The sequence below is a fragment of the Pseudomonas nabeulensis genome (assembly GCF_004682045.1).
GTDB lineage: Bacteria > Pseudomonadota > Gammaproteobacteria > Pseudomonadales > Pseudomonadaceae > Aquipseudomonas > Aquipseudomonas nabeulensis.
In genome coordinates this window covers 1-13,238 of the sequence record NZ_QUZT01000057.1, presented here as the reverse complement: position 1 = coordinate 13,238, position 13,238 = coordinate 1, and the positions used below count along the sequence as shown (strand labels likewise).

General features: G+C 60.9%; 9 protein-coding genes. 5 read left to right on the top strand and 4 right to left on the bottom strand.

All coding sequences use genetic code 11. From position 1 onward, the window contains the following. Positions 1-144: 144 nt before the first annotated feature. From DYL61_RS23970 to DYL61_RS23960, 3 genes are all read right to left on the bottom strand, one after another. Positions 145-3,816, bottom strand: coding sequence for a translocation/assembly module TamB domain-containing protein (locus DYL61_RS23970; RefSeq protein ID WP_135310390.1), 3,672 nt, complete (start codon positions 3,814-3,816; stop codon positions 145-147). Then, on the bottom strand, positions 3,816-5,543 hold the full coding sequence (locus tag DYL61_RS23965) for an autotransporter assembly complex protein TamA (RefSeq protein ID WP_135310389.1): 1,728 nt from the start codon (positions 5,541-5,543) through the stop codon (positions 3,816-3,818). The genes DYL61_RS23970 and DYL61_RS23965 overlap by 1 nt, the downstream gene beginning before the upstream one ends. A 64-nt stretch (positions 5,544-5,607) precedes the next feature. Continuing rightward, complete coding sequence (locus DYL61_RS23960; protein WP_135310388.1) at positions 5,608-6,249, bottom strand: GNAT family N-acetyltransferase; 642 nt, start codon at positions 6,247-6,249, stop codon at positions 5,608-5,610. Between the two features lie 170 nt (positions 6,250-6,419). On the opposite strand from DYL61_RS23960, the gene xthA reads away from it, so the two are divergent. Both xthA and DYL61_RS23950 read left to right on the top strand, forming a co-directional pair. Beyond that, positions 6,420-7,232: an exodeoxyribonuclease III gene (xthA, locus tag DYL61_RS23955; RefSeq protein WP_135310387.1), complete on the top strand. Its 813-nt coding sequence runs from the start codon at positions 6,420-6,422 to the stop codon at positions 7,230-7,232. 194 nt (positions 7,233-7,426) lie between these two features. Then, on the top strand, positions 7,427-8,758 hold the full coding sequence (locus DYL61_RS23950) for a substrate-binding domain-containing protein (protein WP_135310386.1): 1,332 nt from the start codon (positions 7,427-7,429) through the stop codon (positions 8,756-8,758). 120 nt (positions 8,759-8,878) lie between these two features. On the opposite strand, the gene DYL61_RS23945 is transcribed toward DYL61_RS23950, so the two are convergent. Further along, the gene (locus tag DYL61_RS23945; protein WP_135310385.1) at positions 8,879-10,108 is read right to left on the bottom strand and encodes an acyl-CoA dehydrogenase; all 1,230 of its coding nucleotides are present in this window, start codon (positions 10,106-10,108) and stop codon (positions 8,879-8,881) included. Positions 10,109-10,274: 166 nt separating this feature from the next. Between DYL61_RS23945 and DYL61_RS23940 the strand changes: the two genes are divergently transcribed. The 3 genes from DYL61_RS23940 to DYL61_RS23930 all read left to right on the top strand — a co-directional run bounded on the left by DYL61_RS23940 (position 10,275) and on the right by DYL61_RS23930 (position 12,636). Beyond that, complete coding sequence (locus DYL61_RS23940; RefSeq protein WP_135310384.1) at positions 10,275-11,210, top strand: LysR family transcriptional regulator; 936 nt, start codon at positions 10,275-10,277, stop codon at positions 11,208-11,210. 117 nt (positions 11,211-11,327) lie between these two features. Next, the gene (locus DYL61_RS23935) at positions 11,328-11,720 is read left to right on the top strand and encodes a MerR family transcriptional regulator (protein WP_135310383.1); all 393 of its coding nucleotides are present in this window, start codon (positions 11,328-11,330) and stop codon (positions 11,718-11,720) included. A gap of 16 nt (positions 11,721-11,736) precedes the next feature. Further along, positions 11,737-12,636, top strand: a complete 900-nt coding sequence (locus DYL61_RS23930; RefSeq protein ID WP_135310382.1) for a hydroxymethylglutaryl-CoA lyase — start codon at positions 11,737-11,739, stop codon at positions 12,634-12,636. Positions 12,637-13,238 lie beyond the last annotated feature (602 nt).

Below are 13,238 nucleotides of genomic sequence, written 5' to 3'. Positions count from 1 at the left end.
CTTGAGTTGGAATGCAAACCCATGTGGGAGGGGGCTTGCCCCCGATTGCAGTGGGTCAGCAACAAATTAGCTGACTGATCCACCGCTATCGGGGGCAAGTCGAATCGTCGCACCGCCCCTCCCACACTTTGGTTCCAGTAAGGCTTAGAAATCCCGCTTGTAGAAGATGTCCAGAGAGCTGGCGACTCCGCTGGCCACTTCCAAATACACCTTCTTGCTCAACAAATACCGCAACGCAATCGTGCTGGCCGGTTCAAATACCCCCACCCCATAACGCAGGCTGAGTTTCTCGGTGATCTTGCCGCTGGCCACCACCGCCGTGCTGGTGCCGCTGCCTTGGGTGTCGAGTTCGAAATCCTGGATACCCAGGTTCTTCGCCAGGTCCGAGGTAACCCCGGCGCTGCCCATCAGGCCCAGGCCCAATGCAGCTTGGGCAAGCATGTTGTTGTCTTCACCGGTGCTGCTCAACGGACGGCCCAAGACCAGGTAGGACAGCGCCTGTTCCTGGCTCATGGCCGGCTCGGAGAAGATTTGCGTGGTGGGCTGTTCGGCGCTGCCGCTCAGGCGGATACCGGCGATGATGTCGTCGGTCTTGCGGATGGCTTCGATGTCGAGGTACGGCTGGTCCAGCGGCCCGGCGAACAGCAGGCGCGCCCGGCGCACGTCGAGTTTCTGGCCGTAGGCGCGGTAGCGGCCGTCGTTGAGCCACAGCTCGCCGCGGGTGTCGAGGTTGTCGCCGATATGCACATGGCCCTGCACCTTGGCGGTCAGGCCGAAGCCTGCGAAGTTGAGCTGGTCCTCGCCCACTGCCACGTCGATATCCATGGCCATGGCCATCGGTGGCTTGCCCGCTTCGGTCTGGCTGCCGACGATCACCGTGTCATCCGAGACCTTGACGGTGGACGGTGGCAGCTCGCGCACGGTGATGTCACCGCGGGGGATCTGCACCTTGCCGGCAATGGCCAGCTTGTCGTCCTTCATGCTGATTTTCAGGTCGGGGGCGACTTCCAGCACCGCGTAAGGCTCCACCGTGACCGGCAGTTGCGAGCCTTGCAGGCTGAGGTCCACCACCAACGCCTGACCCCAGTCGATCTGGCCTTTGAGGCTGCCCTGCCCGGCCTTGCCGCTGCGCCAGGCGCCATTGAGTTGCACGCTTTCGCCGGCGATCAACGCCTGCACGTTCAGGCCTTCGAGGCTGATGGGCAGCTCGGGACCGGAGACTTCACCGCCGATCAGGTTCACGTTGCCGTTGACCTGCGGCGCCAGCAGGCCGCCGGAGATGCGGCCGTTGCCGTTGAGCTTGCCGTTGAGTTTTTCCACCATCGGCACAAACGGCCGTGCCACCGCCAGATCCAGGCCAGTGAGGTTGAAATTACCGGTGATCGGCTTGTTCTTCGGCAGTGGGTTGATCTGCGCCTGCACCATCAACTCGCCGAGCTTGCCGCCACGAAAATTCAGCTGGGTGTCGATGCGCTTGGGGTTGAGGGTGGTTTCCAGCTTCAAGGTGTCGTAGGGGAAATCCAGCCACTGGTCCTTGTCCTTCACCCGCAGGGTGCCGCCGCTGGCGTCCACCGAGACCACGCCTTTGGGCCCGCTGTCGGGCAGGTCCAACTGCACATCGGCGTTGAGCTTGCCCTGCCAGGCGAAGTCCTTGGGCAAAAATGCCGCCAGGCTGTCGATGGGGAACTGCTTGAGGTGGTAACGCAGCTTGGGTTCGGGCATCAGGCGCTGGTCTTCACCGCACAGGCTTGCCGGGCCGGACACCCAGCAATGCGCGGCGAAGGTCAGCTTGCCGTCGGCCAGGCGTTCGATCCTGGCCGGGGCCTGCAGCTTCCAGTCCTGGCCACCGGCTTGTACGTCACCACTGGCCAGGCGCCCGCGCCAGTTGCCTTTGTCGAGGTTGCCGTCCAACGCCAGGGCCAACTTGACCAGCGGCCCGACCAGATCCAGTTGGACCTTCTGGCTCTTGATATCGCCCTGGGCGCTGGCGGTCAGCGTGCCGACCTGGGTGTCGCCGGATTGAATGCCACTGCCCTTGAGGTCGATCTTGGCGCGCTGGGCGCTATCCAGCGTCGCATCGAGCGTCAGGTTTTGCAGGCGATTATCGGCGAACGCCAGTTGCTGGCCCTTGAGGTCGAGTTTGCCTTGCGGCGCTTTTAGGCTGCCGGACACGTCGAGACGGCCATTGACCTGCCCGCGCAACTGCGGCCACAGCTGGGCCAGGCGCGCCAGCTTGATATCGATCTGCCCGGCCAGGCGTTGTTGCAGGCTGCCGCTGCCGTTGATGCGGTTGTCGCCCAGGCGGATATCCAGGTTGCCCAGGGTCCATTGCTCGCCCGCGCCTTCGGCCTTGGCGGCCAGCACGGCAGTTTGCCCGCGCAGACGGCCCTTGAGGTCGAGGTCGGCATTGAGCTTGAGCTGCTCATTCTTGAACTCGCCTTTGCTGCGCAGCGGCCCGGCCAGGGTGCCCGGCAACTCGGCGACCCAGTACGCCGGGTTCAGCGCCGACAGGTCCAGTGCGGTGTCCCAGGCGATGCCATCGGCGAATTGCACGTTCAGATGGCCTTCGGCCTTGCCTTGGCCAGCGGTGAGTTTCAGCTCGGGCAGGAAGATTTGCGTGAGGTCGCCGCTGAACGGCGTGACCACATTGAATTTGCCCGCTGGGCCATCAAGGTCGGCCTTGAGGTTGCCCAGGTAATTGCCGTCTTTGTAGGAGATCTCGCCGTTGAAGGTGCGTAACGCCACCTGCGGCTCGTCGATCAACGGATAGAGGCGATGCCAGGGGAAGTCCAGCCAGTCGATCTTGGCGTCGGCGCTGAAACCTTGCTGCCAATCCAGTTGCGCACTGAGCTTGAGGCTTTGTTTGTCACCGGCATTCAGGTCCAGGCCGGCAATTTGCGCGCCCTTGGCGTCGACCTTGCCTTGCAGCAGCAGATCCACCGGGCCTTTTTCCGCAGGTAGCACGGCCTTGCCCAGCAGTTGGTAGCCGCCTTTCAAGTCGCCCTTGGCGCTGAGGTCCAGTTGATTGAGTTGCAAGGTGTCGGGCAGGTCGGCGCTGGGCTTGAAGCCATCGGCGGTGATGTGCAACTGGGCCGGGAGATTATCCACCAGGGGTTGCAGCTCGCCGGTGAGCTTGGCGGGCAGATAGCCGCTGCTGTCGGCGTCGAGCTTGAGAGTCTTGAGCAAATCGCCGTCGACCTTGAGCGCAACCTTCCAGGGGGCGCCACCCGGCGCATACGGCAGGCTCAGGTTACCGGTGGCGGTCAACGGCCAGTCGCCGGTGGGTTGCAGCAACCCATTCAAGTCCAGCACCAAATCGTCGCGCTGCACATGCACCGAATCAATCTGCATGCCCGCAGCGGTCCAATGCGCCGCCAATTGCAGCCCCTTGAGTTCTTCGCTGCCGTTATACAGCAGGCTACCGACGCGAACGTCGCCCAATTGGATGGCGACGGGCAGTTTCAGCTCGGGCAATTGGATCGGCCCGCTGCTTTCTTCGGTGCTGGGAGGAAATTGCAGGCTGACCTTTTCCACATCCAACTGGTTGATACACAGGGTCATGCGCAACAGGCAAGCGGGCGACCAATCAAACGTCGGCGCGTCGAGTTCAACGCGACTGCCCTCTTGCTGCCACAGCAGATGATCGGCACTCCACTGGCCACCCAAATGGCCCTGGAAATTCTCCACCGTCAAACCCGGCACGCGGCCCAAGGCCCAGCGACTGCCGGCCTGGGTGCCAAGTACCGTCCACAGCGCCAACAACACCAACGCGAGCATGGCCAATGCGGCCAGCCCCGCTATTTTCACACCACGCATCACAGCTCAGGCCCCATGGAAAAGTGCAAACGAACGCCGCCCGGATCTTCAAGGGCATGGGCCAGGTCAAGGCGGATCGGGCCGACCGGCGAGACCCAGCGGATACCGACGCCGACACCGGTTTTCAGGCTGGGCATTTCCAGGGTGTTGAAGGAGTTGCCCTGGTCGATAAAAGTCGCGATCCGCCACTTGTCGGTAATGGAATATTGATACTCGGCGCTCATCGCCACCATGTAGCGCCCGCCGATACGGTCGCCACGGTCGTTCTCGGGCGACAGGGTCTGGTACTCGTAGCCGCGCACGCTCTGGTCGCCACCGGCAAAAAAGCGCAGCGACGGCGGCACCGATTTGTAGCCGTTGGTCGCGCTGCCGCCGAACTGGGCCCGCGCGAGGAAACGGTGGTTGTCCCACAGGGTGGTCAGGCCTTTGACCATGGCCGTGCCGTAAAGCAGGTTGGTGTCGGAGCCCAGCCCTTCCTTGGCCACTTTGGTATCGAATTGCAGGCGATAGCCATTATGCGGGTCGATACGGTTGTCACTGCGCAGGTAGGAATAGCTGACGCCCGGCATTACCAGGTTACTGAGGCCTGAGTCATTGCCCAGGCGATATTCTTCGCGCTGGTACTTGAGGGAGATCACGCGGGTCCAGCCGCTGGGCAACTTGCTGTGCCATTCCGGGCCGAGGGTGAGCAATTTACTCAGGGTGTCGGTGTTGGCGATTTCTTCATTCTGGTAGCCGCCGGCGAACCGCAGTTTGTCGGTGAGCGGCGGGTCCAGCGGAATGTCGTACCACAGGCCAACGTTCTGGCGCGGCGCCGACAGTTCGGCTTCCCAACCATAACTGTGGCCCTGGGGGTTGACCCAGTGGCGGGTCCAGTTGGCCTTGCCGCGCGGGCCGACGTCGGTGGAGAACCCCAGGCCCAGGCCCATGGTGCGTGGCTTGCGGGTTTCCAGTTGCACGGCCACCGGGATGACATCATGGGTTGAAGCGGCAGGCGCGGCGTCCACGCGCACGCCTTCAAAAAAGCCGCTGCTTTGCAGGTTCTGGTTGAGTTCGGCGATCAGTTCGGAATCGTAGGGTGTGCCACTTTTGAACGGCACCATGCGTTGCAGCAGGTCTTCATCGAACGGTGTGTCGCCCTTGAAGTTGACCTGGCCCAAGGTGTAGCGCGGGCCGCTCTCGTAGATGAGTTCGATATCGGCCACGCCGGCCTGCGGGTCCACCGAGAGTCGCTGTTGGGTAAAACGCCCACTGAAAAAGCCGTAGCGCGAAGCCTGGTTCTGGATCAGGCGCTTGGCGTCTTCGTAATGGCCGTGGTTAAGCACGGCACCGGATTTGAGCTCGCTGCTGGCGGGCACGCGAAACGCCTTGAGGCTCGCGGCCGGGCCGTCGATCCGAATGGTCACGTTGCGCAAATGCACCGGTTCGCCGGGGTCGATGGTAAGGATCAGGCGCGGGTTCTTGCCGCCCTTCACATCGCTGTCGATTTGTGGCTGATAGAAGCCCAGAGCCTGGGCGGCTTTGCGCGCCTGCTCCTCGGCGCCACGGCTGAACCGCAGCAACGCCTCTTCATCACGATCGCCCACCCCGCCGATATAGCCTTCGATGTTGGCTTTCAACGCGTCGTTTGAGGGCTTGATCCGCACGTCCAATTCGCTTTGCGCCAAGGCGCCGCAGCTTGTGAACAGCAGTAGCAAGCCGCTGGTATATCTTCCTGGAAACTTCATAGGCGGGGATGCTACACGAGCAAGGGAGATTCTTTGAACTCGGATTTATCTGAATAATTCTGGATCAAGCCGTTGCAACATGTAACGGCTGTGGATTGGGGTGGAAAAACACGTGCTCCAGGATGGGTCCTACGGCCACCTCACCGATTTCTTCATAGCCCTGGCGTTTGTAGAACTCCAGATAGCGAGAATTCCCCGTGTCCAGCACCACGCCGGATGAATGCGGGTCTTCGGCACACCAGTTGTGCACCGCTTCCAGCAGTTGCTCGCCGTAATGCTTGCCCTGGAACTGCGGATGAATACCCAGCAACGGCAACACATGCACCGACTCGCTGGGCAGGCACGCCAGCACTGCGTGGTGGTAGTCCAGATAACGACGAGTACCGCGCACACCGGTGCTCAACCACATGCGCAATTGCCAGGCCCAACTCTCGGTAATCCCCAGGCGCCGCTGTGGCGGTGCGATCAGGGCGATGCCGATCAGTCGGTCGTTGACGAACAGGCCAAGGGCGGGAAGTTTCTGAAAGAAATGCTGCTTGACCAACTCGCGCACGGTGGCGCGAACCCGTTGTTCATAGCCTGGGCGCTCAGCCTCGAAGATATAGGCGAACGTGGGCTCATGCCGATAGGCCTGATACAACAGGGAACGGGCTTCGCGGGAATAGTCGCTGTTCAGCAGGCGAATTTCAGCAGGTGTGTCTGGCATACCGTCAATCTCCCTGGGCGCCGCTCAATAAGGCGACGTTCTTATGGGTACGAACCTACACAGCACGAGTCGTTCCCAGACATTAGCAGTGCAACTGTCCTACCGCCACGCTGGCCCCGATCCGACTTGTCGGCTAGCATCGCCCTTTTGCCAGGACTGGACTGCCGACCATGAAAATCGTCTCCTTCAATATCAACGGGCTGCGCGCCCGCCCTCATCAGCTGGCGGCGCTGATTGAAAAGCACCAGCCCGACGTAATCGGCCTGCAGGAAACCAAGGTCCACGATGATCAGTTCCCCCTCGCCGAAGTACAGGCCCTGGGCTATCACGTGTACTACCACGGGCAAAAGGGCCACTACGGCGTCGCGCTGCTGTCGCGTCAGCCGGCGTTGAGCCTGCACAAAGGCTTTGCCAGCGACGAAGAAGACGCCCAGAGGCGCTTTATCTGGGGCACCTTCGCCGACGAAAACGGCACCCCGATCACCATCATGAACGGCTACTTCCCTCAGGGCGAAAGCCGCGACCACCCGACCAAATTCCCGGCCAAGCAGCGCTTCTACGAAGACCTGCAACAGTTGCTGGAAAGCCAGTTCAGCAATGACCAGCCGCTGGTGGTGATGGGTGATATCAATATTTCCCCGGAAGACATCGACATCGGTATCGGCGCCGACAACGCCAAGCGCTGGCTCAAGACCGGCAAGTGCAGTTTCCTGCCGGAAGAACGCGAGTGGATGGCCCGCCTGAAAAACTGGGGCCTGGTGGACAGCTTCCGCCACCTCAACCCGACCGTGGCCGACCGTTTCAGCTGGTTCGACTACCGCAGCCGTGGGTTTGAGGATGAGCCCAAGCGCGGGCTGCGCATTGATGTGATCCTGGCCTCCAATGGCTTGCTGCCTCGGGTGAAGGATGCGGGGGTGGATTACGAGTTGCGTGGGCTGGAGAAGCCTTCGGACCATGCGCCGATCTGGCTTGAATTGAGCTGATTTCAGGTTTTAATCGGTCAAATGTGGGAGGGGGCTTGCCCCCGATTGCAGTGGGTCTGTTAGAGATAAGTTGACTGACACACCCTCTATCGGGGGCCCCCTCCCACATTTTGGCGCACAGTTGGACAGTCATACTTATGAAATCTTACTGACTTATTCTCGCGGCACTCCCTTTGGCTTGAGAAGGTGCCGGCATGAGGCTGCGCGTTCTGTTCCTGCTGGTGCTTTTCCCGCTGTACGCTGTAGCTGCTCCCCTCCCCACTCCCGATCAAGGTCCGGCATTGCGCATCCAGGGCTCCAACACCATTGGCGCGGCGCTGGGGCCGGCATTGGTCAAGGGGTTGATGGAGCAACAGGGTTTGCAGGCGGTGCACAGCGCACCCGGCGCCGGGGCCAATGAACAGCGGGTGATCGGCAAGACGCGCCAGGGCAAGACGGTGACGGTTGAGGTCGCCGCCCACGGCTCCAGCACCGGTTTCAGCGCACTGAAGAAATCCACTGCCGACCTGGCCGCCTCGTCCCGCCCGATCAAGGACAGCGAACTGGTCGACCTCGAACCCCTGGGCGACCTGAAAAGCCCCGACGCCGAGCAAGTGATCGCCATTGACGGCCTAGCCATCATCCTTAACCCGCACAATCCGCTGACGACCCTGAACACCGAACAACTGGCGCAAATCTTCAATGGCGAGGTCAGTACCTGGGAAGCACTGGGCAGCGTCGGCGGAAACATTCATTTATATGCGCGGGATGATCAGTCCGGCACCTACGACACGTTCAAGGAGCTGGTCCTAAGCCGGCGCGGCAAGCCGCTTGCCCCTGGGGCCAAACGTTTCGAATCCAGTGAAGCATTGTCCGACGCCGTCAGCCGCGACCCACAAGGCATCGGCTTTATCGGCCTGCCCTACGTGCGCCAGGCCAAGGCCGTGGCGATTGTCGACGGGGACTCGCAACCGATGCTGCCCCTGAACAGCCTGATCGCCACCGAAGACTACCCGCTGTCGCGCCGGCTGTTTTTCTACCTGCCACCGTCCAGCCAAAACCCGTGGGCCAAGGCGCTGGTGGACTTTACCCAGAGCAGCAAGGGCCAAGGGATTGTGGCGGCCAGCGGGTTTATCGCGCAGCAGGTGCAAGCGATGAACGTGGAGCCCCGCCCGTCAATGCCCGAGGGCTATCAAGCGATTGCGCGTGACGCTCAGCGCCTGACCGTGAATTTTCGTTTCGAAGAAGGCAGTGCCAGCCTGGACAACAAAGCGCGCCAGGATTTGCAGCGAGTGGTGGCGTATTTGAAAAGCCACGGCAAGCTCGACAAGCAAGTGACGCTGGTGGGGTTTGGCGATGCCAAGAATGACCCGCAGCGCGCGGCATTGTTGTCGAAGCTGCGCGGGATGGCGGTGCGCAGGGAGTTGGTGAAAAGCGGTGTGGTGTTGCGCGATATCCAGGGATTTGGAGCGCAGATGCCGGTGGCGGCGAATACGGCGGATGAGGGGCGGATCAAGAATCGGCGGGTGGAGGTTTGGGTGTATTGAGGCTTGGGTTTTGGGTTGTCTGTACTGGCCTCATCGGGGGCAAGCCCCCTCCCACACTTTGACCGCGTTCACAGTTCAAATGTGGGAGGGGGCTTGCCCCCGATTACAGGCGCCGCGGTCTTACTGCCCGCCACGCATCAACTCCCGCGGTACATACTTGCCAATCTCGAACTTGCCAATCGCCGCGCGGTGCACTTCGTCCGGGCCGTCGGCCAGGCGCAAGGTGCGCTGCATGGCGTACATGTAGGCCAGCGGGAAATCGTTGGACACCCCGGCCCCGCCGTGAATCTGGATCGCGCGGTCGATCACCTTCAACGCCACGTTCGGCGCCACCACTTTGATCTGGGCGATCTCGCTCTTCGCCACTTTGTTGCCCACGGTGTCCATCATGTACGCCGCTTTCAGGGTCAGCAGCCGTGCCATGTCGATTTCCATGCGCGAGTCGGCGATCTTGTCGATATTGCCGCCCAAGCGCGCCAATGGCTTGCCGAACGCGGTACGGCTCACGGAGCGTTTGCACATCAGTTCCAGCGCGCGCTCGGCCATGCCGATGGAGCGCATGCAGTGGTGAATGCGGCCTGGGCCAAGGCGGCCCTGGGCGATTTCGAAGCCGCGGCCTTCGCCGAGCAGGACGTTTTCGTAGGGTACGCGCACATTGTCGAACAGCACTTCGGCATGACCGTGGGGCGCATCGTCGTAGCCGAACACCGGCAGGGGTCGCACGATTTTCACACCGGGGGTGTCCACCGGCACCAGGATCATCGAGTGCTGCTGGTGGCGCGGCGCGTCAGGGTTGCTCAGGCCCATGAAGATCAGGATCTTGCAGCGCGGGTCGCAGGCGCCGGAGGTCCACCATTTCTTGCCGTTGATCACCCACTCGTCGCCCTGACGCTCGGCACGGGCGGCCATGTTGGTGGCGTCTGAGGAGGCCACGTCCGGTTCGGTCATGGCGAAGGCCGAACGGATCTCGCCGCGCAGCAGCGGTGCGAGCCACCGTTGTTTCTGTTCTTCATTGGCGTAGCGCACCAACACTTCCATGTTGCCGGTGTCCGGAGCCGAGCAGTTGAATGGCTCCGGGCCCAGCAACGAGCGGCCCATGATTTCCGCCAACGGTGCGTATTCGAGGTTAGTCAGGCCGGCACCCAGCTCGGATTCTGGCAGGAACAGGTTCCACAAACCTTCGGCTTTAGCCTTCGCCTTCAGTTCTTCCATGATCGCGGTGGGCTGCCAGCGGTCACCTTCGTTGACCTGGCGTTCGAACACCGGCTCGGCCGGGTAAACGTATGTGTCCATAAACGCGGTGACGCGTTCACGCAGTTCCTGAACCTTGGGCGAATAGGCGAAATCCATGAGCAGCTCCCTTCTTTGAGAGGTTGTTTAGGTCATGGGGTCGATGCTAGTAGAGCTACGAAAATTTACCTAACCTATTCTCGGCGTGTATTAACATTCATCACCGATATATGTTCGACATCTGAGCACGTCATAAATCGCAACCTAACAATAAGAGCGCAACGAAATGAATCTGAGCAAGGTCGACCTCAACCTGTTTATCGTCTTTGACGCGATCTACACCGAAGCCAACCTGACCCGCGCCGGGCAGATTGTCGGCATTACCCAGCCAGCGGTGTCCAACGCTCTGGCGCGGTTGCGCGAGACCTTCAACGACCCACTGTTCGTGCGCACCGCCCAAGGCATGGTGCCCACGCCCATGGCGCAGAACATCATCGGCCCGGTGCGCAATGCGTTGTCGTTGCTACGGGTGTCGGTGCAGGAAAGCCGCATTTTCAACCCGCAGCAGGCGGCCAAGACTTACCGCATCAGCATGACCGACCTCACCGAGGCGGTTATTCTGCCGCCGCTGTTCCAGCGCCTGCGCCGTCTGGCGCCCACGGTGGTGATCGAGAGTTTCCTGTCCAAACGCCGCGAAACCACCAAGGAACTCGCTGCCGGGCGCCTGGATTTTGCCGTGGATGCACCGCTCAACACCGACCCGCAGGTGCGCCACGTCAAGCTGATGGAAGACCGCTACGTATGTGCGATGCGCAAGGGCCACCCGCTGGCGGGCAAGGACAAGCTGACCCTGGATGACTACCTGGGGCTGACCCATATTCACATCTCCAGCCGCCGCAACGGTTTGGGCCATGTGGATCTGGCGCTGGGCAAGATGGGCCTGCAACGCAAGATCGCCCTGCGTTCCCAGCATTACCTGATGGCCTCGCAGGTGTTGCAGCAGACTGACATGGTGATGACCGTGCCCGAGCGCTTTGCCCGTCGTCATGAACTGCATTGGTTCAACCTGCCCGTGAACGACGTGCCGCCCGTGGAAACCCATTTGTACTGGCACGAAAGCACCGACCAGGACCCGGCAAACCGCTGGATGCGTGAGCAGATGATCGAGTTGTGCCAGCAAGTAACGGCCCACGAAAAGAAACTGGATAAACAACAAGCCTGAAGCTGCAAAGTTGCTCTAGGTGGGAGGGGGCTTGCCCCCGATGGGCTGCGCAGCGGCCCTTGACGTTTACGTCAACCTACCTTTAGCTTAACGCCAAGACTTTCTTGAGCGCCGCCCATGAGCACCACCTACAGCATCTCCGACCTCGCCCGCGAGCTCGACATCACCACCCGCGCCATTCGCTTTTATGAAGAACAAGGCCTGCTGGCCCCGGAGCGCCGGGGCCAGGAGCGCATCTACTCGGCGCGGGACAAGGTCAGCCTCAAGCTGATCCTGCGTGGCAAGCGCATCGGTTTTTCCCTGGCTGAGTGCCGCGAACTCATCGAACTCTACGACCCTTCCAGCGGCAACCATGTGCAGCTCAACAGCATGCTGGGCAAGATCGCCGAGCGCCGTGAGCAGCTTGAGCAACAGTTGCTGGATATCGAACAGATGAAGCTGGAACTGGACACCGCCGAAGAGCGTTGCACCCAGGCCCTGGTCCACACCATGCGCCAAGCCGGCCATTGATCAGAAGGTAACTGCCATGTCCCTCCCCTCCCATGTGCGCCTGGTGGAAGTCGGCCCGCGCGACGGTTTGCAGAACGAAGCCCAACCCATCAGCGTGGCGGACAAGGTCCGGCTGGTGGACGCGCTGAGCGCGGCGGGTTTGAGCTATATCGAAGTCGGCAGTTTTGTCTCGCCCAAATGGGTGCCGCAGATGGCCGGCTCTGCCGAGGTGTTTGCACAGATCCAGCGCAAGCCTGGTGTGACCTACGGCGCACTGGCGCCGAACCTGCGGGGTTTTGAGGACGCACTGGCGGCCGGGGTTAAAGAAGTGGCCGTGTTCGCGGCGGCGTCCGAGGCGTTTTCCCAACGCAATATCAACTGCTCCATCAGCGAAAGCCTGGAGCGCTTTGCGCCGATCATGGCAGCGGCCAAGCAACATGGCATCAGCGTGCGCGGCTATGTGTCCTGTGTGCTGGGCTGCCCTTACGAAGGCGAGATCGCCCCGGCACAAGTCGCGGCCGTTGCACGCGAGCTGTACGCCATGGGCTGTTATGAGGTGTCCCTCGGCGACACCATCGGCACCGGCACGGCGGGCGCCACGCGGCGGCTGTTCGAGGTGGTCGGCGCGCAGGTGCCACGGGACAAGCTGGCGGGGCACTTCCACGACACCTATGGCCAGGCCGTGGCGAATATCTACGCCAGCCTGCTAGAAGGGATAAGCGTGTTCGACAGCTCTATTGCGGGCCTTGGCGGCTGTCCTTATGCCAAGGGCGCCAGCGGTAACGTCGCCACCGAAGACGTGGTGTACCTGCTCAATGGTCTGGGGATCGAGACCGGTATCGACCTGGAGGCACTGATTGGCGCGGGCTTGCAGATCAGCAACGTGTTGGGCCGCCCAACTGGGTCGCGGGTGGCCAAGGCGCGTAACGCCGGTTGAGTAGCCGGGCCGTGACAATGTGTTACCGCACGCCTACACATCGAGTAACACGGGAACATATTTTGTCGTATTCGCCGTAGGTCATTTCCTTCACAAAAACCAAACCATTGATTTTAAAGGATTTTTAAAAGTTGGCACGGCTTCTGCTATCTCTATGGCATAACAAGAATAAAAAGCGCCAAACCTAATAAAAATAAGACGAAACGACTCTGACATAACAAAAACAACACGGCAGAGACGCAGCTAACAGATTTTTTTGGAGAAGATGTGCTTCGCAGGGAACGGCAATGCCGAAACCCGCGACCAGTAGAGAAAAATAAAACTGCCTTCAGGTAGCTACCCACTGGTTGGATCGATAACGAAGAAGCAGATCAGCGTTCAAAAAAATACGTTTGCTCTTGACCCCGGATGGGGGTCGCCAAAAACAGCGGTAAAGGGTAACGGTTGCCAAAAACAACAATAGACCGCCCCTCAATAATAAAAAAAGAGCACGCAACGACAAATTAAAGGGGACCTTCGGGTCCCCTTTGTGCTTCCTGTGACTCAGCAAAACTACCTGACTTTGCACTATTAATGTGGGAGGGGGCTTGCCCTAATGCCAG

Bases quoted from the DNA above. Each gene is read 5' to 3' on its own strand.
- DYL61_RS23960 (WP_135310388.1), bottom strand. From the start codon at position 6,249: ATGCCAGACACACCTGCTGAAATTCGCCTGCTGAACAGCGACTATTCC.
- DYL61_RS23970 (WP_135310390.1), bottom strand. From the start codon at position 3,816: ATGCGTGGTGTGAAAATAGCGGGGCTGGCCGCATTGGCCATGCTCGCG.
- DYL61_RS23935 (WP_135310383.1), top strand. From the start codon at position 11,328: ATGAGCACCACCTACAGCATCTCCGACCTCGCCCGCGAGCTCGACATC.
- DYL61_RS23950 (WP_135310386.1), top strand. From the start codon at position 7,427: ATGAGGCTGCGCGTTCTGTTCCTGCTGGTGCTTTTCCCGCTGTACGCT.
- DYL61_RS23930 (WP_135310382.1), top strand. From the start codon at position 11,737: ATGTCCCTCCCCTCCCATGTGCGCCTGGTGGAAGTCGGCCCGCGCGAC.
- DYL61_RS23965 (WP_135310389.1), bottom strand. From the start codon at position 5,543: ATGAAGTTTCCAGGAAGATATACCAGCGGCTTGCTACTGCTGTTCACA.
- DYL61_RS23945 (WP_135310385.1), bottom strand. From the start codon at position 10,108: ATGGATTTCGCCTATTCGCCCAAGGTTCAGGAACTGCGTGAACGCGTC.
- DYL61_RS23940 (WP_135310384.1), top strand. From the start codon at position 10,275: ATGAATCTGAGCAAGGTCGACCTCAACCTGTTTATCGTCTTTGACGCG.
- xthA (WP_135310387.1), top strand. From the start codon at position 6,420: ATGAAAATCGTCTCCTTCAATATCAACGGGCTGCGCGCCCGCCCTCAT.